This is a genomic window from Bradyrhizobium cytisi, from assembly GCF_008123515.1.
GTDB classification, from domain to species: Bacteria; Pseudomonadota; Alphaproteobacteria; order Rhizobiales; family Xanthobacteraceae; genus Bradyrhizobium; species Bradyrhizobium cytisi.
On record NZ_VSSR01000006.1, the window covers coordinates 1 to 23,038 of the forward strand.

Annotated in this window: 19 protein-coding genes and 2 pseudogenes; 5 read left to right on the top strand and 16 right to left on the bottom strand. The window is 63.2% G+C overall.

All coding sequences use genetic code 11. The features are described 5' to 3' along the window. The 4 genes and pseudogenes from FXB38_RS43425 to parS all read right to left on the bottom strand — a co-directional run. Positions 1 to 203, bottom strand: a 203-nt coding sequence (locus tag FXB38_RS43425) for a hypothetical protein (protein ID WP_210250857.1), incomplete at its 3' end; no start/stop codon positions are given. Between the two features lie 147 nt (positions 204 to 350). Beyond that, on the bottom strand, positions 351 to 560 hold the full coding sequence (locus tag FXB38_RS02650) for a hypothetical protein (protein ID WP_430640154.1): 210 nt from the start codon (positions 558 to 560) through the stop codon (positions 351 to 353). 327 nt (positions 561 to 887) lie between these two features. After that, positions 888 to 1,133: pseudogene (locus FXB38_RS02655) on the bottom strand (RES family NAD+ phosphorylase); the annotation flags it as partial. Beyond that, positions 1,130 to 1,614 (bottom strand): annotated as a pseudogene (gene parS, locus FXB38_RS02660) (type II RES/Xre toxin-antitoxin system antitoxin). The pseudogenes FXB38_RS02655 and parS, both read right to left, overlap by 4 nt. 1,959 nt (positions 1,615 to 3,573) lie before the next feature. On the opposite strand from parS, the gene FXB38_RS02665 reads away from it, so the two are divergent. The 4 genes from FXB38_RS02665 (at position 3,574) to FXB38_RS02680 (ending at position 9,486) form a co-directional block, all read left to right on the top strand. Next, positions 3,574 to 4,605 (top strand): TRAP transporter substrate-binding protein, encoded by a 1,032-nt coding sequence (locus FXB38_RS02665; RefSeq protein ID WP_148749228.1) that lies wholly within the window; start codon positions 3,574 to 3,576, stop codon positions 4,603 to 4,605. A 15-nt stretch (positions 4,606 to 4,620) separates the two neighbouring features. Continuing rightward, positions 4,621 to 6,510 (top strand): TRAP transporter large permease, encoded by a 1,890-nt coding sequence (locus tag FXB38_RS02670; protein WP_148749229.1) that lies wholly within the window; start codon positions 4,621 to 4,623, stop codon positions 6,508 to 6,510. Positions 6,511 to 6,532: 22 nt separating this feature from the next. Further along, positions 6,533 to 7,843, top strand: coding sequence for an AMP-binding protein (locus FXB38_RS02675; protein WP_148749230.1), 1,311 nt, complete (start codon positions 6,533 to 6,535; stop codon positions 7,841 to 7,843). A gap of 242 nt (positions 7,844 to 8,085) precedes the next feature. Further along, positions 8,086 to 9,486 (top strand): autotransporter outer membrane beta-barrel domain-containing protein, encoded by a 1,401-nt coding sequence (locus FXB38_RS02680; protein ID WP_148749231.1) that lies wholly within the window; start codon positions 8,086 to 8,088, stop codon positions 9,484 to 9,486. Positions 9,487 to 9,567: 81 nt separating this feature from the next. Here FXB38_RS02680 and FXB38_RS02685 read toward each other — a convergent pair whose 3' ends face one another. The 9 genes from FXB38_RS02685 to FXB38_RS02725 form a co-directional block, all read right to left on the bottom strand. Then, the gene (locus FXB38_RS02685) at positions 9,568 to 10,545 is read right to left on the bottom strand and encodes a TRAP transporter substrate-binding protein (RefSeq protein ID WP_148749232.1); all 978 of its coding nucleotides are present in this window, start codon (positions 10,543 to 10,545) and stop codon (positions 9,568 to 9,570) included. Positions 10,546 to 10,585: 40 nt separating this feature from the next. Beyond that, positions 10,586 to 11,899, bottom strand: a complete 1,314-nt coding sequence (locus FXB38_RS02690; RefSeq protein ID WP_148749233.1) for a TRAP transporter large permease — start codon at positions 11,897 to 11,899, stop codon at positions 10,586 to 10,588. A 2-nt stretch (positions 11,900 to 11,901) separates the two neighbouring features. Continuing rightward, positions 11,902 to 12,507, bottom strand: coding sequence for a TRAP transporter small permease (locus tag FXB38_RS02695; RefSeq protein WP_148749234.1), 606 nt, complete (start codon positions 12,505 to 12,507; stop codon positions 11,902 to 11,904). 150 nt (positions 12,508 to 12,657) lie between these two features. Continuing rightward, positions 12,658 to 13,455 carry an MBL fold metallo-hydrolase gene (locus tag FXB38_RS02700; protein ID WP_148749235.1) on the bottom strand — a complete coding sequence of 266 codons (798 nt, stop codon included), beginning with the start codon at positions 13,453 to 13,455 and terminating at the stop codon, positions 12,658 to 12,660. A gap of 13 nt (positions 13,456 to 13,468) precedes the next feature. After that, positions 13,469 to 14,245: a TatD family hydrolase gene (locus tag FXB38_RS02705; protein ID WP_148749236.1), complete on the bottom strand. Its 777-nt coding sequence runs from the start codon at positions 14,243 to 14,245 to the stop codon at positions 13,469 to 13,471. Positions 14,246 to 14,257: 12 nt separating this feature from the next. Then, on the bottom strand, positions 14,258 to 16,228 hold the full coding sequence (gene metG / locus FXB38_RS02710; RefSeq protein WP_148749237.1) for a methionine--tRNA ligase: 1,971 nt from the start codon (positions 16,226 to 16,228) through the stop codon (positions 14,258 to 14,260). A gap of 47 nt (positions 16,229 to 16,275) precedes the next feature. After that, positions 16,276 to 17,322, bottom strand: coding sequence for a DNA polymerase III subunit delta' (locus FXB38_RS02715; RefSeq protein WP_148749238.1), 1,047 nt, complete (start codon positions 17,320 to 17,322; stop codon positions 16,276 to 16,278). Next, the gene (tmk, locus tag FXB38_RS02720) at positions 17,319 to 18,005 is read right to left on the bottom strand and encodes a dTMP kinase (RefSeq protein WP_148749239.1); all 687 of its coding nucleotides are present in this window, start codon (positions 18,003 to 18,005) and stop codon (positions 17,319 to 17,321) included. Before tmk ends, FXB38_RS02715 begins: the two co-directional genes overlap by 4 nt. A 2-nt stretch (positions 18,006 to 18,007) precedes the next feature. Further along, a complete protein-coding gene (locus FXB38_RS02725) occupies positions 18,008 to 19,270 on the bottom strand; it encodes a D-alanyl-D-alanine carboxypeptidase family protein (protein ID WP_148749240.1) in 1,263 nt (420 codons plus the stop codon). A 153-nt stretch (positions 19,271 to 19,423) separates the two neighbouring features. Here FXB38_RS02725 and FXB38_RS02730 point away from each other — a divergent pair, with 153 nt between their 5' ends. Next, on the top strand, positions 19,424 to 20,380 hold the full coding sequence (locus FXB38_RS02730; RefSeq protein WP_148749241.1) for an alpha/beta fold hydrolase: 957 nt from the start codon (positions 19,424 to 19,426) through the stop codon (positions 20,378 to 20,380). Positions 20,381 to 20,401: 21 nt separating this feature from the next. Here FXB38_RS02730 and FXB38_RS02735 read toward each other — a convergent pair whose 3' ends face one another. The 3 genes from FXB38_RS02735 to FXB38_RS02750 form a co-directional block, all read right to left on the bottom strand. Beyond that, positions 20,402 to 21,325, bottom strand: coding sequence for a septal ring lytic transglycosylase RlpA family protein (locus FXB38_RS02735; RefSeq protein WP_148749242.1), 924 nt, complete (start codon positions 21,323 to 21,325; stop codon positions 20,402 to 20,404). 756 nt (positions 21,326 to 22,081) lie between these two features. Continuing rightward, positions 22,082 to 22,408: a DUF1476 domain-containing protein gene (locus FXB38_RS02745; protein ID WP_148749243.1), complete on the bottom strand. Its 327-nt coding sequence runs from the start codon at positions 22,406 to 22,408 to the stop codon at positions 22,082 to 22,084. Positions 22,409 to 22,430: 22 nt separating this feature from the next. Further along, complete coding sequence (locus FXB38_RS02750) at positions 22,431 to 22,622, bottom strand: hypothetical protein (RefSeq protein ID WP_148749352.1); 192 nt, start codon at positions 22,620 to 22,622, stop codon at positions 22,431 to 22,433. Between the last annotated feature and the right edge of the window lie 416 nt (positions 22,623 to 23,038).

Here is a 23,038-nt window from a genome sequence, read left to right on the forward strand (position 1 = left end):
ATATTGCAGGCCGAATGACACCCAAACCTCGATGCATCGGCTACATCCACCATCGCTTCATGCCGGGACAGACCGATTTGTCCGGCACGATCGATCACCATCTTGCCATTCTCGCTGCCGTTGCCGGCCGCCGTGTCGAGGACGCGGTGAAGGCGAGCGATCAAAGAACGTTTCTCAAGATGGCCGAAGCTGACAGCGTGCATCGCACGCCACCCTTAAAGTCGTCTGATCGGGACGCTGCACGGACGTGCAGCAACGTCTAAGATCGCGCCGGCTATCGCCGCGGAGATAACCTCGAGGCAGTGCATTGGTGGGCACAACACAGTAGGCGCGGCAGCGCTTGAAGCGACCTAAGCCAAGCGGCTGTCCGGGGCTCGTGATCGCTCGAGGTGCGCTTCGTTTGAGAACGAGCTGACCAATACCTCCAGCTTTGATTGTTCTTCGTTCAAGCGCCTCTCTACAAACTGGCGCTCGAACTCTGTCAGGCTGGTTTGCAATAAGTGACGATAGCGTCGAATATTGTTGCGATGTGCACGCGCCAACTGGTCGTCAATCATCATCGTCTTCCTTTGACGGCTACGATATCATTCCTTTTTGCTTCACGGGGGTGAGGCGACCCCGAGGCAACATTCCTAGATGTCGCTTGAGCGGAGTATCTTCGCTCCGCGACGCCGGTAATCCTCGGCCGGGGCTTTAAATCCCGGCCTTCTAATTCTGTCGGACTTCGATGACAGAAACAAGCAATACTCGAGGGGGCGGCGCGCGAGCTTTTTTGCGATCTGTGAACCAGTTCACAATCTCTGCCGGCATTGGCTGCTATGCGCACAACTAACCTTCTGCGAAGTCGAATCCCTCCAAGCGGTTCGGCCTCGTTGCATCGCCAATTAGAGGAGGGGAGTGGTCAGTATGTGCGGCAGAGTGGCCAGCGCATTGAAGCCTTTGTGAACCGGCACTTCGAGTATCGCGGTCGCTGGATCAAGCGCGCAATACACGACGCGAACGCTTTTGCTGTTCCACCGTCCGCTGACCTGGAATGCGCCTTCGCCACTATCCCAGGTCGACGCAAAGCGCGCCTGATCGACGCGCCAAGCGATGAGCTTGCCGCCTCCCAATGGCTCTACAGAAGGCGTCATGCATAGACGCCGTATGCAAGGCGTGTGAGGTACTGTTCAACGAGCTCGACGCCCGCCGGAGTCGCAAGCAGGTCGATCGGGCGACGCTGGTCAAGACCGATGGCCGGACGCTCGAGCCACTGCTCTGCTTCTTCCTGCGAACCGAACACCTCCGTCGCCTTGGCCAGGATTTCGGCAAACTTCCAGGTCCGCCCACTTTGCTCCTGGCTGAGCGGCTTGTCCGGAGCGTCCTTGCGTCGCTGAAAGGTGCGAAGGCTCATTCCGAAGGCTTTTTCCAGCGAGTCCGTTTGAATGAAGATGAGGTGACGGACGAGGTGTGGGTCAACGCAGAGCCTGGCAGTCCGTCCAGCAGCAGTTCGTGGGCATCGAGGGCGCTTGTAATCCGGCGCGACAGGATGCGCGGCCCGCCGAGCAGATCGGCCACCTTCTGCAGATCATTGCCTGGCTCCTTTGGAGCCGGTTTCTCGGCTGCGGCAGTCATGCTAGCTCTCGCGTCACGTGTCACCTAGCATGTGCCAAATGTCGCAATTTATCAAGCATATGCCTGCGTTTTGACAGCTCGCTCGGAGGTGCTTTCCAAAGGAGACGCTACTCACAAAGTATGCAAACCATTCCATCGCGTGGCATACACTAACATCGTTCAAGTGATCGAAGGGCTCGGGCAGGGGCGGGCCAGAGCGCAACAAGAATGAGGACATCCTACGCGCTGACGAAAGGTGATCGGCCGGAACATATCGTAACGGGGCGCAACGAATATCGAAGCGGCAATTCCCGCAATTCGCGATAGATTGAATATTGCTCCATCTCAAAAGTTTGCCGCATTGAGGGCACCGCTCGAGCAAAGCTTCTCCAGTGTCTAGATCGCAATCGAGGGCGTTCAGCTGCCAGGCCATACGGTGAAAGGGTGTCCCGCCATCATCGATCAGAACTCCGGGGGCGAGCCGACGCACTTCCAAGTTGATCCAGTCGAACGGCACCTCACGTTTATAAATAACGCATCCGATGGTCCCCGGCAGAACACCGCGACTCCTTGCATCATCGAGGTTGAAGACGCCCAGATCCGCAAGAAAATCGATTGCGCTCTTGTCGGTTGGCAAAGACGAAAGGCCCGCGGCATGCCCCAACCCTAATCGCAGAAGCTCGTCCGGGGTGACGAGCGCAAGCGGCGCGAGCCGAATTGCGAGCGATTGAATGGATTCGCCGGCATGTGGCTCGATCGATTTCAACAATCGCCGCGATGTAGTCATCTCCTTCACATGCCTGGATCGAAACTGACCTGGTGGTCCTGTGACGGATTGGATACTCTTGTCGCATTCGCTCTTTCTCAGAGAGGCCACCGCACAGCTGGGCCATCTCGTAGCGCGCCGTTCTTTGCCAGCGGCGGCAAACCCTGGCGGCCAGCGCAATTGGTCGGGTAGCGCCTCGTGGGGCACCTGCAGCCGATAATGTCGCTTTATCTCAGTTCGAAAGGTGTTCCAGTCCTCTCGGGTCGGATTGGTCTTGTAGATGCCAGCCACGTCAATCGACACCATTGAGGCCGAAAACGACGCTACGAGCGTCCGCGTACCTCCCTCAACGCCAAAACCCTCGACAATATCTGGCGTCCATTCGAGTAAGGTTTTACCGGCAAACCGCGTCCACGGCCCGCTATATTCAGCACCCTTCCACCCAGACCTGGTCAGGCGAAAATGAACCGCCGGTCCGACGAAGTGGCGACGAACAAGGGCCGGCCTGGCGGCCGGACACGCCTTTCTGACGCGACCGCGGCGACAGCATTCGGCCAAGGATTAGCGCGATGCCTCGCAGTTCAATCTTTGCCAATTCGGAGAAGGGGGCTTCTCCACCTTTGGCCTTCAGCGCCCTCAACACGGCGAATTCGCCGAAAGTGGCGCCATTCTCCATTTTCATGCTGGAGACCGTCTGTCCCGAAACTTAGCCGTCTATGTTTGCCAAACGCTCGATGCGCTCGCAAACCGTGAGCTTCGCATAAGACATTGGGGACGTGGAGCTCTGATTGGCCTGCTAAGGGGCCCGGCAAGAGGACCGGAGGGATCGCGTGCAGGAATGGTGTGAATGGAATGCAGGATTGTGGTGAGCGCTACAGCATTTACAGGCAGCTTGGCTTGGTTATCCCGTAATTCGCATAAGGTATATTATGGAATATATTATATTCAATTAGATCAGACATTTAGGCGGAATTGCTGGCACCGCGCCTTCGCTCCGGCGCCGTTCTCGATCCGCCCCTCAGGCCCTTGGACGGCTACTGTGCATGGGGTTGTTTTCCGGTTTTTGAATCCAGCCCATCTGCCGAAAGCCGATATTGCCGCGACCTTGTCCGGCTGCAATAAGCGAGCTTCGCGAGATCGCAGATGACTGCCGACCAGACGTCTGTATAGGTTTGCGTCTCACAACAAAAACAAACTTCCGAGGAAGCAGACCCATGGTCTTTTCAACGCGTTTTTCCCGCCGCACGCTTCTCAAGGCCTCCGCCGCGACCGCCGTCTTTGGCGGCGTCAGCGCGCCTTATGTGGCCCGTGCCCAGGCCGCCGAGTTCTCCTACAAATATGCCAACAACCTGCCTGACACCCATCCGCTGAACGTACGCGCCAAGGAGATGGCGGCCGCGATCAAGAGCGAGACCAATGGCAAGTTCGACCTCCAGATCTTTCCGAACAACCAGCTCGGTTCCGACACCGACATGCTGAGCCAGATCCGTTCTGGCGGCGTCGAGTTCTTCACGTTGTCCGGCCTGATCCTGGCAACGCTGGTGCCGGCGGCATCGATCAACGGCATCGGCTTCGCATTCCCGGACTACGACACGGTCTGGAAGGCCATGGACGGCGACCTCGGCGGCTATGTCCGCGGCGAGATCAAGAAAGCCGGCCTCGAGGTCATGGACAAGATCTGGGACAACGGCTTCCGCCAGACAACGTCGTCGAGCAAGCCGATCACGGGCCCGGACGATCTCAAGGGCTTCAAGATTCGCGTGCCGGTGTCGCCGCTATGGACCTCGATGTTCAAGGCGTTCGATGCCGCGCCCGCCTCGATCAATTTCAGCGAGGTCTATTCGGCGCTCCAGACCAAGATCGTCGAGGGCCAGGAGAACCCGCTGGCCATCATCTCGACCGCAAAGCTCTATGAGGTGCAGAAGTTCTGCTCGCTGACCAACCATATGTGGGACGGCTTCTGGTTCCTGGCCAACCGCCGCGCGTGGGAAAAGCTGCCGGCGGACGTGCGCACCGTCGTCGCCAAGAACATCAATGCCGCCGCCGTCAACGAGCGTGTGGACACGGCCAAGCTGAACGCCAATCTCCAGCAGGAGCTCGCGGCTAAGGGCCTGACCTTCAACCAGCCCACGGTCGCGCCGTTCCGCGACAAGCTGCGCGCCGCCGGCTTCTATGCCGAGTGGAAAGGCAAATACGGCGAGCAGCCCTGGGAGCTCCTGGAAAAGGCCGTCGGCAAGCTATCGTAACCCATCCAGGCCGTCATGGCTCATATCGAGGTTGAGGTGACCGAAGTGGTGGGCGAGGTGGCTGTGCAGTCCCCTCGCCGACCTTCGTTGCTGGCTTCGCTGGAGCGCATCCTCGGCCTTATCGTCGAAATCCCGGCAGCCATCCTGGTGGTCGCCGAGATCGTGATCCTGTTTGCCGGCGTGGTGGCGCGCTACGGTCTCCACCGGCCGCTGATCTGGTCCGACGAGCTCGCCTCGATCCTGTTCCTGTGGCTGGCTATGCTGGGCGCGGCGGTGGCGTTCCGCCGCTCCGAGCACATGCGCATGACAGCGATCGTCGCGAGCGCCAGGCCGGCGATGCGGGCCTATCTCGACCTCGTCGCGACCTGTGCCGCGCTTGCGTTCCTGGCGCTGATCGTCTGGCCGTCCTACGACTACGCCTACGAAGAGAGCTACATCACCACGCCGGCGCTCCAGATCTCGAACATGTGGCGCGCCGCTGCGCTCCCGGTCGGGATCTGCCTGATGGCGGCGTTTGCCTTGCTGCGGCTGCTGCGCGCGGCGGACTACCGGACGGTCGTGGCCGCCGTGCTGTCGGTCGCCGTCGTGATCGGTTTGTTCTGGCTGGCGGAGCCGTCGTTGCGACCCCTGGGCAATCTCAACCTCGTCATCTTTTTCGTCGGCGTCGCCGGCTTCTGCGTCTTTGCCGGCGTTCCCATTGCGTTCGGCTTTGGGCTGGCGATCTTCGGCTATCTGGCGCTGACCACGCGTACGCCGGTCATGGTGCTGGTCGGGCGGATGGACGAGGGCATGAGCCACCTCATCCTGCTCTCGGTGCCGCTGTTCGTGTTCCTGGGCCTCCTGATCGAGATGACCGGCATGGCGCGGGCCATGGTGGCGTTCCTGGCGAGCCTGCTCGGCCATGTCCGCGGCGGGCTGCACTACGTGCTGGTAGGCGCCATGTATCTGGTCTCAGGCATTTCCGGCGCCAAGGCCGCCGACATGGCCGCGGTCGCGCCCGTGCTGTTCCCGGAGATGAAGCAGCGCGGCGCCAAGCCCGGCGATCTCGTAGCGCTCCTTGCGGCAACTGGCGCCCAAACCGAGACCATCCCACCGAGCCTCGTGCTGATCACGATCGGCTCGGTCACCGGCGTCTCCATCGCGGCGCTGTTCACCGGCGGCCTCCTGCCCGGCGTGGTGCTTGCGGTCACGCTCTGCATGCTGGTGTGGTGGCGCTACCGTCACGAGGATATGAGTCATGTCCGCCGCGCCACGGGCAGCGAGATCGGCAAGACCTTCGTCATCGCCCTGCCCGCGCTCGCACTGCCCTTCGTGATCCGCTACGCCGTGGTCGAAGGCATCGCCACCGCCACCGAAGTCTCCACCATCGGCATCGTCTATGGCGCCCTCGTCGGCCTCCTCGTCTACCGCCGCTTCGACTGGCGGCGGCTGTTTCCGATGCTGGTCGAGACCGCGGCGCTGTCGGGCGCGATCCTCCTGATCATCGGCACGGCCACCGGCATGGCCTGGGGTCTGACCCAGTCCGGGTTCTCGCGCTCGCTGGCATCAGCCATGACGGGATTGCCCGGGGGACCGGCGGCCTTCATCGCCGTCTCGATCCTGGCCTTCACCATCCTCGGCAGCGTGCTGGAGGGAATCCCGGCGATCGTGCTGTTCGGGCCGCTGTTGTTTCCGATTGCGCGTGCCGTCGGGGTGCACGAGGTCCACTACGCGATGGTGATCATTCTCGCCATGGGCATCGGATTATTCGCCCCGCCCTTCGGCGTCGGCTATTATGCCGCCTGCGCCATCGGACGCGTCGATCCGGCTGAGGGCATCAGGCCGATCTGGGGTTATCTGCTGGCGCTGCTGGTGGGATTGATCATCGTCGCGGTCTTCCCGTGGATCTCGATCGGATTCCTGTAAGGCGGTGTGAAGGAGGGTGTCGATGCGTGAGAGCCAGTACAATATTGGCCTGGACAAAACCCCCGCCAATTATGTGCCGCTGAGCCCGCTGAGCTTCCTCGCGCGCAGCGCCGCCGTCTATCCCGATCACGTCAGCACCGTCTACGAAGGCCGCAGCTTCACGTGGGCCCAGACTTACGAGCGCTGCAAGCGCTTTGCCTCTTATCTTGCCGGCAAGGGCATCGGCGTTGGCGACACCGTCGCGGCGATGCTGCCGAACGTCCCGGCGATGAACGAGGCGCACTTCGCAGTGCCCATGACGGGCGCCGTGCTCAATGCGCTCAACATCCGTCTCGACGCGCCCTCGATCGCGTTTCAGCTCGACCATGGCGGCGCCAAGATCATTCTGGTCGATCCCGAGTTTTCGAGCGTGATCACCGATGCGCTGGCGCAGATGAGCGGGCCAAAGCCATTCGTGATCGACGTCGACGATGCCGTCTTCAAGGGCGGCAAGCGCATCGGCGAGATCGAATATGAAGCGGCGGTTGCGCAAGGCGATCCCGGCTTCACGGCGATTCCGCCCGAGGACGAATGGGACGCGATCGCGCTGAGCTATACCTCCGGTACGACAGGCAATCCAAAGGGCGTCGTCACGCATCATCGCGGCGCGTATCTCAACGCCGTCAGCAACATCCTCGCAGGCCAACTCGGCCAGCATCCGGTCTATCTCTGGACGCTGCCGATGTTCCATTGCAACGGCTGGTGCTTCCCCTGGACCATCGCGGCGGCCGCCGGCATCAATGTCTGCCTGCGCAAGGTCGAGCCGAGCAGGATCTTCGATCTGATCAAAGCCCACGGCGTCACCCACATGTGCGGCGCGCCGATCGTCTACAACACGCTGATCAATGCGCCCGACGCACCCAAAGCCAACGCGGCCCGCCGCGTCGTCGGCCTGATCGCAGGCGCCGCGCCGCCAGTCGCGGTGCTGGAGGGTGCGGAAAACATCGGCATCAAGCTCACGCACGTCTATGGCCTGACCGAGGTCTACGGCCCCGCCTCCGTCTGCGCCGAGCAGCCCGGCTGGGATGAGCTTCCAGCGCCCGAACGGGCGCGCATGAAGCGGCGGCAGGGTGTGCCCTACCCGCTCGAGGAAGGCGTCACGGTCATCAATCCGCAGACCATGCAGGAGGTGCCGCGTGAGGCCGACATCATCGCCTTCTGCCGTTCGCATATGAGCGGCTTCAAGACGCCGAAGGCCGTCGTGTTCGGACCGATCCCGAAGACGTCGACGGGCAAGATCCAGAAATTCCTGCTGCGCAACGAGGTCGGCTCGGCCAAGGCGATTACAGCCTGAGTGCGTTCCGGTTTCAGACACATGTAGAAACACGGGCCGCAACGATCGCGCGTCGTCCCGAAACGATTGTGACTGTTCGACGACATCAGGACATCACAGGAAAAGATTGGAAAATATTAGAGACGCATTTACGTTTCTCTCCCGTCGGATTCGCTGTTTCCACCTGATTCGCCGCGCAGGCAGCGCGGCCGGCGACCGGCGCGGTTGGGGCGCGTCATGCGGTTGGTGTCGTGAGCACAGACGTGCGTGCGCGTCTGGCGCTGCTGCTATTGACGGCCGGATTGCTGCTGCCGCGCGCGGCGCATGCCCAGGTCGTGCGTGAGTACGGCGCTTTCGCAGGCTCCGAGAATTTTGGCTATCCCGGTCCGAACGCAACTGGCGGCGGCTTTGGCAATTTCGGCGGCGGCAATAATTTTGCTGGCACGGGTGGCCAGATGCTCGGCCCCCCGCCGCAAGCCTCGGCTCTTGGCGGCGTGCCCTACGGCAATGGAAATGGTGGCGGCCCCGGGATGCAGCCGAACTATGGCTGGAACGCCGAGGCTCCAGGTCTCGCCGCCGCAGGCAGGTTCGGCATGCGGCAGGCGTTTGGCGGTGGCTCCGCTGCTGCTTCGTCGCAGACCGAGACGGCGCAAGCCACGTTCCTGGCGATGACGCAATTCACGCAGACCCTGCTGGATCCAGCCATCGACGGGCGTGGCATCGGTCGACCCGAATTCGACTCGGAACTTTCGGCCTATGCCGATCCCGGTAACGACCGCACGCATGGCGGCATTGGGCGGGAAGCCTATGAGGCGATCTACGGCAAACCATCGCTCGCGGCTCCGCACTGGCGCATCTGGGCCTCAGGTATCGGTGGCTCGCAGATGACGACTGGCGGCAACGGCTCGGTCAGCCGGAGCTTTGCCACGGCGGTTGGCGCCGACTACTCGCTCTCGCCGCAGACGCGGGTGGGTTTTGCGCTCGCCGGCGGCGGCACCGGCTTTGCCAGCAATTTGTCCAGCGGCCGCTCCGACCTGTTCCAGGCCGGCACCTTCGTCAGGCACACGATCGGCGCGGCCTATGTCGCGACCGCGCTGGCCTATGGCTGGCAGGCCATCACCAGCGATCATCAGGTGACGCCGGCCGGCGGCGATCAACTCGCCCCAGCCATCAACGCCAATGCCTATTCCGGCCGTATCGAAAGCGGCTACCGGATTGCAACGCCATGGCTCGGCGTCACGCCTTATGCGGCCGGCCAGATCACCATGTTTCGCCTGGCCACCAACCCCGGCCAGCCGGCTTACGCGGCCGACCCATCCGCGACGACCTCCGGCAGCAACAGCTTCACCGACAGCCGCAGCGAGCTCGGCCTGCGCGCCGGCACGTCGTTCCTGCTCGCTGGAGGCCTCCTCGACTTGCGTGGACGTCTTGCCTGGGCACATGATTTCAGCGCGACGCAATCGATGCCGGCGGTGCTCCAGGCCGTATCCCCTCAAGGCTTCGTCATAGGCAGCACCGCGATTGCGCCGAACTCGGCGCTGACGGGCGTGTCGCTCGAGCTGCGAGCGCTCAACGGATGGTCGGCCGCAGCAAATGTCGACAGCGAGCTATCGAGCCTTGTACGCTCCTATACCGGCAAGGCTGTCCTGCGTTACACTTGGTGATCTCGCCATCTTGGCGATGGAAGCGAACGTGCAGGAGACTTCCGCCCGCTCGCACGCGGCGGACGAAAGTCCTCCCCGTCCTCACATCTTCCTGTAGGCGTCGATCAATGCCTGGCCGTCAGCGCCTGTTTTCTTGAGCCAGTCGGCGGTGAGCTGCTCGCCGATTTTCTGGAAACCGGCCTTCAGCGCCGGACTGGGCGGCTCAACGATCATACCCTTGGCTTTGAGCTGGTCGATGTACCAATTGGCCTTGTCTTCCCAGGCCTTCCAGCCGCGTGTTTCCGCAGCGGCTGCGGCCTTGAGGATGGCGTCCTGCGTGGGCTTGTCGAGCGCCTCGAACGCAGCCTTGTTGACGAAGGTGTAGTCCTTCGGAATCCAGGCCTGCACGTCATAGAAATACTTGAGGGATTCCCAAGCCTTGGAATCGTAACCCGTGCCGCCAGACGACATGAAGGAATTCACCACGCCGGTCGCAAGCGCTTGTGGAAGCTCGGCCGCCTGGATCGTGACCGACTGCGCGCCGACCAGCTCGCCGATGCGCGCCGTTCCGACGTTGTAGGCGCGCCATTTCAATCCCTTCATATCCTCGATCGTGGCGAGCGGCTTGTTGACATAGACTCCTTGCGGCGCCCAGGGTACGGCGAAGAGCAGCTTGATGCCCTGCGCATCGAGTTTCTTCGCGATTGCCGGCTTCGAGGCCTGATACAGCTTCATCGACTCCGCGAAACTGGTCGCGAGAAACGGCACGACGTCGATCCCGAAGACGGGATCCTCGTTTTCGTGAATTGAAAGCAGCAGCTCACCCATTTGCGCCTGCCCGGTCACGACCGCGCGCTTGATGTCGGGTGCCTTGAACAGCGAAGCGTTCGGATGAACGGTGATCAGGAGCTTTCCCGACGTGGCTGCTTCGACGTCCTTGGCAAAGGCAACCAGATTTTCCGAGTGCGGATTGTCCGACGGGTATGCTGCCGGCAGATTCCATTTCGTCTGGGAAAAGGCCGGCCCAGCGGCCAACACGGCGCCTGCAATCAGGCCTGCGCGGAGCAAATGAAGCGTCATCGTACTTCTCCTCACGGTCAATTTCGAAAGCCGGGTGCGATCAATCGGGAAAGGCGAGCTTGGGCAGGAACAGCACAATCTGCGGATATTCGGTGATGATGAATACGGCGGCCAGCAGCAGGACGAAGAAGGGGAACGCCGCACGCGCCACAGTGAACGTATCGCGGCCGCTCATGTTCTGGAGCACGAACAGGTTGAAGCCGACCGGCGGCGTAATTTGCGCCATCTCCACGTGAATGATGAGGTAGACGCCGAACCAGACCAGATCGAGCCCGGCCTGCTTGACCATCGGTAGCACGATGACCGCAGTCAGCACGATCATCGAGATGCCGTCAATCAGGCACCCGAGAATGATGTACATGATGCTCAGATACAGCGCGAGCATGCCGGGCGTGAGCTGCTGTCCCTGGACCCAGGTGGCAAGCGCCGCCGGGATACCGGTATAGGCCATCGCGGCCGTCGTATAGGCAGCGCCTGCCAGGATCAGCATAATCATGCAGGTCAGGCGCGTCGCGCTCATGATGCTTTCGAAGAAGGTCTTGCGCGTGAGCGTGCCGCTCCACCACGCCAGCAGCAGCGCGCCGGTAACGCCCCAGGCGGCACATTCAGTCGCGGTCGCAAAACCCAGCACGAGCGAGAGGAAGACGGCCAGGATCAGAAGCAGGCACGGGACGAGCTTGGCGGACTCTTGCAGCTTCCGGCGAAACGGCATCGGTGGGTCGCGCGGCGGAATCTTTTTTGGATTGAGTAGCGACCAGATGATGATGTAGCCGGAATAGAGCACCATCACGAGCACGCCCGGCAGGAAGCCGCCAAGGAACACCTGAAGCACGGACACGTTCGCCGTCACCGCGTAGACGACCATCGGGATCGACGGCGGGATCAGCAAGCCGAGCGTGCCGGAGCCGGCCAGCGACCCAAGGCTGAGCCCCTTGTCGTAGCCGCGCTTGTCGAGCTCCGGCAGTGCGATCTTGCCAATGGTTGCGCAGGTCGCGGCAGAGGAGCCCGACACAGCTGCAAAGATGCCGCAGCCGATGACATTGACATGGGTCAGGCGCCCCGGCAGCCACTGAACCCAGGGCGAAAGTCCGCGGAACATCTCCTCCGACAGTTTTGTTCGGAATAATATCTCGCCCATCCAGATGAACAGCGGCAATGCCGCCAGCGTCCAGGACGCGCTTGCGCTCCAGGTGGTGGTCGCAAGCACCGACCCTAGCGGCAGGCTCGTGGTCAGCGCCATCGCCACGAAGCCGACGAGCCCAAGCGAAACGGCGATCCAGATGCCGCTTCCCAGCAGCAGGATCATGACCCCGAGGAGGATGAACGACAGCTCGATCATGCCAAGATTGGCCATGGTCAACCGCCGCCGCCTTGCGAGATACGTTCGATGAATTCGTCCGGCGTCTCGTCCGGGGAACTCTTCTCGTAGCTTGGACGGTTGCCGCCGACGACACTGACCATTTCGTCGATCAACGCGATCGACAGGATCGCAAGACCGCCGGCAAAGCCGAGCTGGGGAATCCAGAGAGGAAGCGCAACGACGCCCTGCGCCACGTCGTTGAAGCGCCAGGAATCGTAAGTCATCTGCACGGCATGTCGGGTGAAGTAGAGAACGAAGGCCGTTGCAATGCCGAGCGCCACGATCTCCGCCACCTGCTTGCTTCGCCCGTGCAAGCGCTCGAGCAGCAGGCCGACCCGGATCATCTCGCCGCGCTTGAAGGTGTGGGCGAGGCCCAGAAACGCCATCGCGGCCATGCACCACGATGCAAAATCATCGCCGGCCGGGATGTTAAGCGCAAACTGCCGCCCGATCGACATGACCATCATGATGGCGAAGATCGCGAACAGAAAGACGCCGGCAGCGTAACCCGCACCGAGGTAGAGCAGATCCAGAATACGTCGGACAGGTCCAACAGCTGTTACGTCGTCGCCGTGCTCTGCCAACCCGGCCCCCATCCTCATATTGCGGCTCAATCAAGCTCGGCGATATCGCCAGCCTCGCTTGATTATCGCCTCCATCCGACGCCTGTCTTTGAGACGTTAGACCAACACGACAGGGCTCGCGAAAGCAAGGAGCATGCCGGCCTGCGGAAAAATTTCCGCTGGATGGGCTCAGTGAGTCTCCAGCCGCAGCCCGTCATAGGCCGGCACTACGCCTGATGGCAGCGATTGCCGGATCACCTCGTAATCGACGTCGGCGGTCATGTTGGTGATGATGGCACGTTTCGGCTTGAAGCGCTCGATCCAGGACAGCGCGTCGTTGATGCTGAAATGGCTGACATGCGGGGTGTAGCGCAGGCCATCGACGATCCAGAGATCGAGGTTTTCCAGGGCGCCAAAGCTCTCGGGCGGAATGTCGTTGAGGTCGGGCGTGTAGGCGGCATTGCCGATGCGATAGCCGAGCGCGGGAATGTTGCCGTGCTGGACCAGGAAGGCGGTCATTGTCACGTTCCCGCCCTTGCCAATGATGATCTGGCTCCCGCCTGCCTCGATCGAATGCCGCGTCAGGATCGGCGGATAGTCGCTGCCCTCTGGCGAGATGAAGCAATAGGAGAACCGCGCCATGATATCTTTCGCGGTCGATTGATTGAAATAGACCGGGATGCGCCTGCGCATATGGATCACAACCGAGCGCAGATCGTCCATGCCATGGGTCTGGTCGGCATGCTCGTGCGTCAGGAACACTGCGTCGATGTGGTCGACATCGGTCGAGATCAACTGCTCGCGCAGGTCCGGCGAGGTGTCGATCACGACGCGTGTGGTGCCGTGATTCGAGGTCTGTTCGACCAGCAGCGAGCAGCGGCGGCGGCGGTTCTTGGGATTGTTGGGATCGCAGGCGCCCCAGCCGAGGGCCGGGCGCGGTACGCCGGCGGAAGAGCCGCACCCCAGGATCGTCAGCGTCAGCGTCATGCGGATCAGAACCTCAAGCTTTCACCTTGGAGAACAGGTGGAAGAAGTTTTCGCTGGTCTGGCGTGAGATCTCTTCGAGCGACACGCCGCGCGTCTCGGCGAGCACTTTTGCGACCTCGACCACATAGGCCGGCTCGTTGCGCTTGCCCCGGAACTTGCCCGGCGCAAGGTAGGGCGAATCTGTTTCAATCAGAATACGGTCAGCCGGCAGTTCGGCCGCGAGCGCGCGCAAGGCATCCGACTTCTTGAAGGTCAGGATGCCCGTGAAGCCGATGTAGAGCCCGAGCGACACCGCCTTCAGAGCCAGCTCGCGCCCGCCGGTGTAACAATGCAGCACGGCGCGAAACGGTCCGCGTGCCGCCTCCTCTTGCAGGATGCGCGCGCAATCCTCATCCGCCTCGCGGGTGTGGATCACCAGCGGCAGGCCGGTGGCGCGGGCCGCCGCGATGTGGGCACGAAAGCCCCTCGCCTGCGCCTCCGGCGAGCCGTCGTCGTAGAAATAGTCGAGCCCGGCTTCGCCGAGCGCGACCACCTTCGGATGCCGCGTCAGCGCGATCAACTCGTCCGGCGCAATGCCGTCTTCCTCGTCCGCATTGTGCGGATGAGTGCCGACCGAGCAATAGACGTCGTCGTAACGCCCGGCGATGGCGAGAAGCTGATCGAGCTTCCGCACCCGCGTCGAGATCGTGACCATGCGGCCGATCCCGGCCGCGCGGGCACGCGACACGATCCCGTCGAGATCCTCCGCAAAGTCAGGAAAATCCAGATGGCAGTGACTGTCGACCAGCATCGTTCGAACGCCTCAGGCCGCCGGCTCGATGTAGCGCGGGAACGCCGGCGTCGGCGCCGGCAGCGTCGATTCAGCAGCGATCCGCTTGTCACCGCCGAGCATCGCAAAATTGCGCTCGTCCGCGGGGATGCCGAGGCTGTCGAGCAGCAAGCCCGATGCGGTCGGCATCGCCGGCTGGACCAGGATCGCGATCTGGCGCACGACTTCGGCGGTGACGTAGAGCACCGTCTTCTGTCGCGCCGGATCGGTCTTGGCCAGCGCCCACGGCGCCTCGCCCGCGAAATAGCGGTTGGCCTCGGCGACCACGGCCCACACGGCATTGAGCCAGTGATGGATCTGCTGCGTCGCCATCGCCTCACGCGACGCGGCGATCATGCCGTCGGCCATCGCCAAAATCGCCTTGTCGCTGTCGCTGAACTCGCCCGGCTCCGGCAGCACGCCGCCGAATTGCTTGGCGATCATCGACAGCGAGCGTTGCGCAAGGTTGCCGAGATCGTTGGCGAGATCGGCATTGATGCGCGCGACGATGGCTTCATGGTTGTAGTTGCCGTCCTGGCCGTAAGAGACCTCGCGCAGGAAAAAATAGCGCATCTGGTCGACGCCATACTGGTCGGCGAGGTTGAAGGGATCGACGACATTGCCGACCGACTTCGACATCTTCTCGCCCCTGCTGAACAGGAAGCCATGGGCATAGACCCGCTTCGGCAGCGAGATGCCAGCCGACATCAGGAATGCCGGCCAGTACACCGCGTGGAAGCGGATGATGTCCTTGCCAATGATATGCACGTCCGCCGGCCAGTAGCGCCAGTTCGTGTCGCTCTCGTCGGGGAAGCCGACACCGGTGATGTAGTTGGTCAACGCGTCGACCCACACATACATCACATGATCTTCGGCACCGGGCACTTTCACGCCCCAGTCGAAGGTGGTGCGTGAGATCGAGAGATCCCGCAGGCCGCCCTTGACGAAGCTGACGACCTCGTTCCGGCGCGCGTCCGGGCCGATGAACTCCCGGTGCTCCTCATAGAGCTTGAGCAGCTTGTCCTGATAGGCCGACAGACGAAAGAAGTAGCTCTCCTCCTCGACCCATTCGACCGGCGTGCCTTGCGGGCCAAGGCGCATGCCGTCGTCGTTCAGGCGTGTCTCGTCCTCGGCGTAATAGGCTTCATCGCGCACCGAGTACCAGCCGGAATAGCTGTCGAGATAAATGTCGCCGTTCGCTTCCATGCGCCGCCAGATCTCCTGGCTGGAGCGGTGGTGCTGTTCTTCAGTCGTGCGGATGAAGCGGTCGAACGACACGTTCAGGCGCTGGTCCATCTCCCTGAAGCGGTCGGCGTTACGGGTTGCGAGCGCAGACGGGGTGAGTCCCTCGTTCTGCGCGGTCTGAACCATCTTCTGGCCGTGCTCGTCCGTGCCGGTCAGGAAGAACACGTCCTTGCCGTCGAGCCGCGCAAAGCGCGCCAGCACGTCGGCCGAGATCGCCTCATAGGCGTGACCGATATGCGGGTTACCGTTCGGATAGGCGATCGCGGTTGAGATGTAGAAGACGTTGTCACGCGCGGGCGCGGCAACCGGCGCTGCCGGCTTCGGGGCGGCCACCGGCTTCGGTGCAGGCGGCGCCTTTGGTTTCGTCGCTTTGGGCTTCACGGCCTTCGGGGGGGTGGCGACTGGAGTCGGCGCGGCGATCACGGCGGGCGCGGTCGCCCTCGCCCTCTTTGCCGCCTTCTTCGCCGGAGCCTTGGCGGGTTTTTTGGCGGCCTTCTTTGTCGCGGCTTTCTTTGTCGCGGCTTTCTTGGCGACGACCTGCTTCTTCGCAGCTTTCTTGCCGGCCTTCTTGGCCGTCTTCGCAGTGCCCTTCTTGGTGGTAGCCTTCCTGGTCGTCTTGACCTTCTTGGCCGCTTTGCGCGCGAGCGCCTTCGCGGCCTTCTTGGCAGCGTTCTTCTTGCTGCTCTTGCCCTTGGCGATTTTCTTAGCTCGCGCTGCCACCACGAATTCCTTTACCAGCTTCTCAGAATTTGGAAACGTACCTGCGCCTAGCGCGTTGCGTCCGCGAGCCAGCCGAACACCGAGAAAACCAAGGGCTTTCGCTCCAGATTGTAGGTTTCGGTGTCGCGCGCGGCGCGGACGATCTTTTCCCATACCTCAGCTAGGCGCGCAAGGCGCGGCAGGTTCTGGTTGGCATTGGCATCGTCGGAATGGAGGCGTTCGGCGATCCAGCGATCGATGCCGTCGATGAAGGCCGCAAGCGCGACGCGGTCGCTGGTGCCAAGGGATTCGCCGAGCGTGTGCAATTCGCGCGGATCCACTTGCGGCAGACGTGCCAGCAGTGCCGCCGTCCGCTGTTGGAGTTTTAGCGCATCACCGCCAAGGAGGGTCAGTGCCCGTGCAACGCTGCCTTCGGAGGCCTCCGCCGCCTCGCGCAACGCGAGATCGGTCGGAGCGAGGTCGGCGGCCGTCGCGGCTGCGGCAATCACCTCGTCGGTCGTGAGCGAGCGCAAGCGCAGCTTGCGGCAACGCGACTGGATCGTGGCGAGCACGCGTGCGGGCGCGTGGCTGACCAGCAGGAACAGCGATTGCTGGGGTGGTTCCTCGAGGATTTTCAGCAGCGCGTTCGCCGCATTGGGATTGAGCTCGTCAACGGTGTCGACAATGCAGACACGCCAACCTTCCGCAGCCGCAGTCGAGCCGAAGAACGCGATGGTCTCGCGCGTCTCGTCGACGGTGATGACCGTCCGCATCACGCCACGGTCGTTGGCGGTGCGCTCCAGCGTCAAGAGACCGCCATGCGAGCTCGCCGCAACTTGCCGCGCCACCGCGTCATCAGGATCGATCGCGAGATCCTCGGCGCCCTGCACGGCGGGCGCCAGCGGCTGGCCGCGAGCGAGCACGAAGCGCGCCATACGATAGGCCAGCGTCGCCTTGCCTATGCCCTGCGGCCCGCCGATCAGCCAGGCGTGCGGAATACGCCCGCTGCGGTAGGCGGTGAGCAGCGCGGTCTCGGCCTCGCGATGGCCGAACAGAAGGCTTGTCTCGCGCGGATGCGGAATGGCGGATTCACGCTCGACCTGACGCGGGCTCATGCCGAGATCACCGATGCGGGCGTCGGCAGGAGGCGGTCGCGCAGCGCGGTCCAGACGCGTTCGGCAACCGTATCAGGATCGGAATTGGCGTCGATCAGCACGCAGCGTGCGGGATCATCCGCGGCGATCTTGCGATAGGCCTCGCGCAGGCCTTGGTGGAAGGCGAGCTTCTCGCCCTCGAACCTGTCAGGCGTGCCGCTGCCGCGCCGCGCCGCCGCGCGTGCCAGGCCGATCTCGACCGGCAGGTCCAGGATGAAGGTGAGGTCCGGCTTGAGATCGCCGATCGTGACCCGCTGCATGGCGTTGATCAAACCGGCGGGCACGCTGCCGAGGCTGCCCTGATAGGCCCGCGTTGAGTCTGCGAAACGATCGCACAGCACCCAAATGCCCTGCTTGAGCGCGGGCTCGATCAATGTGCGGACATGGTCGTCGCGTGCGGCGGCAAACAGCAGCGTCTCGGCTTCGGGCCCGAGCAGCTTGCCCATCCCCGACAGCACCAGATGGCGCATGATCTCGGCGCCGGGCGAGCCGCCCGGCTCGCGCGTGACGAGCGTGCGCAACTTGGCCGCTTTGAGCCGGTCGGCGAGCTTCTTGATCTGCGTCGACTTGCCGGTCCCCTCGCCTCCTTCAAAGGTGATAAAGCGTCCGCGTCCGGACGGCCGCTGTCCCGTGCTCTCACTCATGATCAGAGCTTCTCGGCGCCTGCGCGGAACATGCCGATCACGAGCTCGCTGGCCCCGTCGATCGCGCGCCGCACGGTCGACCCGGTGCCGATTGCCTCGGCCGCATAGACCGGCGTCTCCACCGCGATATTGCCGCCGCGCCAGACCCTGACCACGCCTACCCGCTGCCCCTCCTGAACCGGCGCGCGGACCGGACCGCTATAGATGATGCGCGCGATCAGCTTGTCGCCGCCGCTCTTGTGCACCATCACCTTCACCGGCTCTTTCGCAACGAGCTTCACCGAACGGCTCTCGCCGCCAAACACCTTGGCATAGCCGACCGGCTGGTCGGCCGCGATCAGCGTGCGGGTCTCGAAATTGCGAAAGCCCCATTCCAGCATCTTCTTGGCTTCGGTGGCGCGATCCTCGCTATCCTCAAGCCCGTTGACGACGACGATCAGTCGCGTGCCGTTCTGCACGGCCGAGCCGACCATGCCGTAGCCGCCTTCCTTGGTGTAGCCAGTCTTCAGGCCGTCAGCGCCTTCCATCGAATTGAGCAGCGGATTGCGGTTGGGCTGGCGGATCTTGTTCCAGGTGAACTCCTTCTCGCCGAACAGTTTGTAGAACTCGGGGAAGTCCAGGATGATGTGGCGGGCGAGCATGCCGAGCTCGCGCACCGTCATCTTGTTGCCGGGGTCGGGCAAGCCATTGGAGTTGGCGAAGGTCGATTTGGCCATGCCGAGCTCGCGGGCGCGCTTGGTCATGAAGTCGGATGCAAAGATCCGCTCGTTGCCGGCGATGCCTTCGGCGAGCGCGATGCAGGCATCGTTGCCGCTCTGGATGATCGCGCCGTGCAGGAGGTCATCGACCGAAACCTTGCTGTTGATGGCCGCAAACATGGTCGAGCCACCGGAGGGCGCGCCGCCTTTGCGCCAGGCGTTCTCGCTGATCCGGTATTCGTCGGTCAGCTTGATGTCGCCCTTCTTGATCGCGTTGAACACGACCTCCGCGGTCACGAGCTTCATCATGCTGGAGGGCGCGCGCAGCTCGTCGGCGTTCTTCTCGAACAGCACGCTGCCGCTGGAGGCCTCGATCAGGATCGCGGTGGGGGCGTCGCCGTCAAAGCCTGCATCTTCGGTTTTCTTGGCGCCCTGGACGCTCTGGTTGGCGGCGTAGAGCACCCCGCCCCAGCTGAGGCTCACCGCAATCGCCGCCGCGACCAGCCCGCGCGCCAGTGCTCCGGCCGACAATCCGGTATGACCGAGCGAGATGAGACGAAATGCCATGGCGAAGCCCTGAGAGCGGCGTTCTAACAGTTGGCACCGGTGCGAACAACATGAGGATCGGTGCTTGCCTGCGAGATTGCACGATTCTCCTCGCGTCCCTATCGTGACATCTCATGTTTCTCGACCAAACCCCTGAAACAAGGCGGAAAAGCGATGTCCACCACGCGCGTGATCAAGGCCAACGGGATCGATCTCTTCATCCGCGAGGCCGGCCAGGGGCCGCTGGTGGTGCTGTGCCATGGCTGGCCGGAACTATCCTATTCCTGGCGGCACCAGATCCCGGTGCTCGCGGCTGCAGGCTTTCATGTCGTGGCCCCGGACATGCGCGGCTACGGCCAGAGTGCGGCGCCGCCTGACGTGACCGCCTATTCGATCTTCGACCTGGTAGGCGACGTCGTCGGCCTGGTCCAGGCGCTCGGCGCGACCAAGGCGATGGTGGTCGGCCACGACTGGGGTGCGCCGGTCGCCTGGCATGCGGCGCTGTTCCGCCCCGATATCTTTACGGCCGTTGCCGGCCTGAGCGTGCCGCCGCCATTCCGCGGACGCGGCAGGCCGCTCGAGCTGCTGCGCCAGGGCGGCATCACCAATTTCTACTGGCAGTACTTTCAGGCGCCCGGCGTCGCCGAGGCCGAGTTCGAGCATGACGTCGCCCGCACCATGCGTATCGTGCTCGGCGGGCGTGGACTTGCCGATCCGAACGCGGCGATGTTCGTGCAGGAGGGCAAGGGCTTTCTCGGCCAAGCCAGCACCGAGGAGCCGCTGCCGGCGTGGCTGAGCGAGGCCGATCTCGCCTATTTCACCGAAGCCTTCCGCAAGTCGGGATTCCGCGGCGGGCTGAACTGGTATCGCAACCTCGATCGCAATTGGGAGCTGACCGCGCCCTGGCAGGACGCGCAGATCCAGCAGCCCTCGCTTTTCATCGCAGGTGCGCAGGACGCCGTCATCACCGGCCTGATCGGCGCCAAGCGCGTCAACGAGCTGGAGCGCGTGCTGCCTAACCTGACGCGCAAACTGATCATCGAGGGCGCCGGCCATTGGGTGCAGCAGGAGCGGCCGAACGAGGTCAACGCCGCGCTCGTGAGCTTCCTGCGCGACGCGGCGTCGCGCTAGGGGGCGCCTCGTATTCCGGGATCAGTAGAGGCCGCGGCCGGTCAGGATGCTGCGGGCTTCGGCGGCGCCGTCACCGGAAGCCGCAGCGCTCCCGGCGGCATAGCGGCCGTCCTCGTCATAGGATACCTGGCGAGCATTCTGGAACGCGCGGCCCCGGCTGCGGCTCGAGGCCGACATCTCCGAGGTCGCATTGATCGAGGCGACGTCGGCCGAGGTGTTGCCGAGCGAATACGGCCGCCCCTCCGGCATCGGGACATCGCCCCGGATGGCGCCGCGGCTCGACGACAGCTCCGGCACGAACGGCCGCGCCGAGGCGACCCGGACCATCGAGGGCGACGGCGCGGGAACACCGGTGCGCAAGGTCGCCATCAGCTGGCGGTCGTCGGAGCCTTCGAGCGGCGCCCGGCCGACATATTCGACGCGGACCCTGGCAACGCCATTGCCTTTGAATTCAAGCAGTTCAGCGGCCTTGTTCGAGACGTCGATGAGGCGGTTGCCGTGATAGGGCCCGCGGTCATTGACGCGGACGACCAGCGACTTGCCGTTCGACAGGTTGGTGACCCGCGCATAGGACGGCATCGGCAGGGTCGGATGTGCCGCCGTCAGCGAGCCCATGTCGAACACTTCGCCATTAGCGGTCTGGCGGCCATGGAAATCGTCACCGTACCAGGACGCCAGGCCCTCGGCGCGATAGTTGACGTCCTCCTCCGGCACGTAGGTCCGGCCTGCAACCATATAGGGCTTGCCGACGCGATAGGTGCCGCCGCCCTTGGGGACGGGATCGCCCCAGGCCACGACTCGCGGGCTCGAGGACACGCCGTATTTGGGATCGACCCGGCTGGCGAACTTGTTGGACGAGGCGCAATTGGCGAGCGCCAGGCAGGTGGCGACCGCCGCGACGCTCCGCGCCGCCCGCACCACCGAATCTGACCGTCGGATTCCCATTCGCCCCAAATACCATTTCGCCGGAGCCGGCCCCAACCCGCTTGCCTGCAGGGAGTGCCTTCCGGACCTCAAGCTCCGAGGCGGCCCACCACCGTCTCAGAGGCGGTAACGATAACGCAACCCGAACACGGCGGAAATGGGGAGCCCACAGTGTTCGCGCCGGGATGGTAAACAGGACGTTTGGCATTCTCCGCTGATCTACGGAGCGCGAGGGCTTCGGCACCGCCTCCTTTGTGCCAGACCCGCACAAGCTGTTGCGCCAAAAGCTCACTCCACCCCCATTGTCGCCGGCTTCACTGGAATTCTTTTGACTGTGCAAGGCCGCCCGCGTTTTCTCAGCTGCAGGGGCGGGATTGGAATTTAACGATGATCGAGACGGTTTCGGCACTGATGGGTCTGGTAAGCGCGGGGATCTTTTTGGCCCACGCGTTTGAAGGCTACCGCACGAGGGCCTGACGGCACGCGCGGGCGACATTGCATCACCTCTTCATGGCGGTAGGTTCGGACAATCTTAATCAATCCGATCGAGCATCAAGGACGAGAGCGGCAGGTGTCCCATGCGCAAACATGACCTCGTGTCCGACGGCTTTCTGGCACTGACCGCAGGCGGTCTGGTCCTGCTCTGCTCGAGCCTCGTCGCCCTGGCCTTCGGCTAATCCTCGTAACCTTCGTAGTCTCTGGCATCGTCGTCGTCGACAAGTTCAGCGACGCCACCGCGTTCAGGCAGGCCGAGTGCAGGCAGGCCGAGTGAAGTGATCAATCGCCGGCTTTGCTCGCTGCGGCTGCGACCTGCGCCAGCGCCTGGTGCAGGCATTCCTGAAGCTTCTGCGCGACCTGCTCGCGCGAAATCCCCTTCGCCGCGAGATCGCTCGATACCTTGCTCAAGGTCATCGTCTGGTTGGCCAGATTGTCCGTGACAAGCGCCGTCGCGTAAGCTGCTGCCGCATCGGCGCTGAGTCCGAGCTGACCAGCGGCCCAGAGCCCGAGCAGCTTGTTGGACCGGGCTGCGGCCTTGAACATGAGCTCCTCGTCGTGGGCGAATTTGGCCTCGAAGCCCTGCTCGCGCTTGTCGAACGTGGTCATGACCGATCGGTCCCGTTGGCCGTCAGACCTTGGCCGCGGCCGCCTCTCGGGCCAGCCGCTCGGCCTTCAGCCGTTCCCGATTCTCATAAAACGCCTTCTGCGCGGCCTCGTGGTCGCGCATGGCCTTCTCGGCCTCGACGCGGCGCGCCGCATCGCGCGCCTGGCGCTGTTCAGGGGTCAGCGGTTTGCGTCGGAAGGAAAGATCTTCTGTCATGGCAAGAGAACGCGACGATGAGGAAAAAGTTCCGTGTGGCGCGCCGGCCGGACATGCCGAAAGATCGAAAACAACCCCATGCACAGTAGCCCATGCCTGTTGGATCAAGGACTTGTGCGCCGACGCCAGGCATTCCCGCAAAAACCATTTGACGCGTCGGGCAAAACAGTGGCAAAATGCGATTATTCCGAAATCAAAAATCACGTGTCCGTCTGCTGATACCAGCATGAGCAGAATTGGTCGCCCGGGGCGCGGAGATCAAGACTGCTTTCGATGCGTGGCACGGGAAGCGGCAACGAGGGTACGTCAAGGCCGGGCGCGAGATGAGCCGAGCCCAGGGCAACTCTTCCACGTTCGGAGCGTCCTCCGCGAAACGCAGGCGAACCCGTCTCCCACGCAACGCAAATCTCGGACGA

Excerpts from the sequence above, each read along its gene's own strand:
- FXB38_RS02670 (WP_148749229.1), top strand. The coding sequence starts at position 4,621 with ATGGCTCATATCGAGGTTGAGGTGACCGAAGTGGTGGGCGAGGTGGCT.
- FXB38_RS02700 (WP_148749235.1), bottom strand. The coding sequence starts at position 13,455 with ATGACGCTGACGCTGACGATCCTGGGGTGCGGCTCTTCCGCCGGCGTA.
- FXB38_RS02715 (WP_148749238.1), bottom strand. The coding sequence starts at position 17,322 with ATGAGCCCGCGTCAGGTCGAGCGTGAATCCGCCATTCCGCATCCGCGC.
- FXB38_RS02650 (WP_430640154.1), bottom strand. The coding sequence starts at position 560 with ATGATGATTGACGACCAGTTGGCGCGTGCACATCGCAACAATATTCGA.
- FXB38_RS02685 (WP_148749232.1), bottom strand. The coding sequence starts at position 10,545 with ATGACGCTTCATTTGCTCCGCGCAGGCCTGATTGCAGGCGCCGTGTTG.
- FXB38_RS02745 (WP_148749243.1), bottom strand. The coding sequence starts at position 22,408 with ATGACCACGTTCGACAAGCGCGAGCAGGGCTTCGAGGCCAAATTCGCC.
- FXB38_RS02725 (WP_148749240.1), bottom strand. The coding sequence starts at position 19,270 with ATGGCATTTCGTCTCATCTCGCTCGGTCATACCGGATTGTCGGCCGGA.
- FXB38_RS02705 (WP_148749236.1), bottom strand. The coding sequence starts at position 14,245 with ATGCTGGTCGACAGTCACTGCCATCTGGATTTTCCTGACTTTGCGGAG.
- FXB38_RS02730 (WP_148749241.1), top strand. The coding sequence starts at position 19,424 with ATGTCCACCACGCGCGTGATCAAGGCCAACGGGATCGATCTCTTCATC.
- FXB38_RS02665 (WP_148749228.1), top strand. The coding sequence starts at position 3,574 with ATGGTCTTTTCAACGCGTTTTTCCCGCCGCACGCTTCTCAAGGCCTCC.
- FXB38_RS02675 (WP_148749230.1), top strand. The coding sequence starts at position 6,533 with ATGCGTGAGAGCCAGTACAATATTGGCCTGGACAAAACCCCCGCCAAT.
- FXB38_RS02750 (WP_148749352.1), bottom strand. The coding sequence starts at position 22,622 with ATGACAGAAGATCTTTCCTTCCGACGCAAACCGCTGACCCCTGAACAG.
- FXB38_RS02690 (WP_148749233.1), bottom strand. The coding sequence starts at position 11,899 with ATGGCCAATCTTGGCATGATCGAGCTGTCGTTCATCCTCCTCGGGGTC.
- FXB38_RS02735 (WP_148749242.1), bottom strand. The coding sequence starts at position 21,325 with ATGGGAATCCGACGGTCAGATTCGGTGGTGCGGGCGGCGCGGAGCGTC.
- tmk (WP_148749239.1), bottom strand. The coding sequence starts at position 18,005 with ATGAGTGAGAGCACGGGACAGCGGCCGTCCGGACGCGGACGCTTTATC.
- FXB38_RS02695 (WP_148749234.1), bottom strand. The coding sequence starts at position 12,507 with ATGAGGATGGGGGCCGGGTTGGCAGAGCACGGCGACGACGTAACAGCT.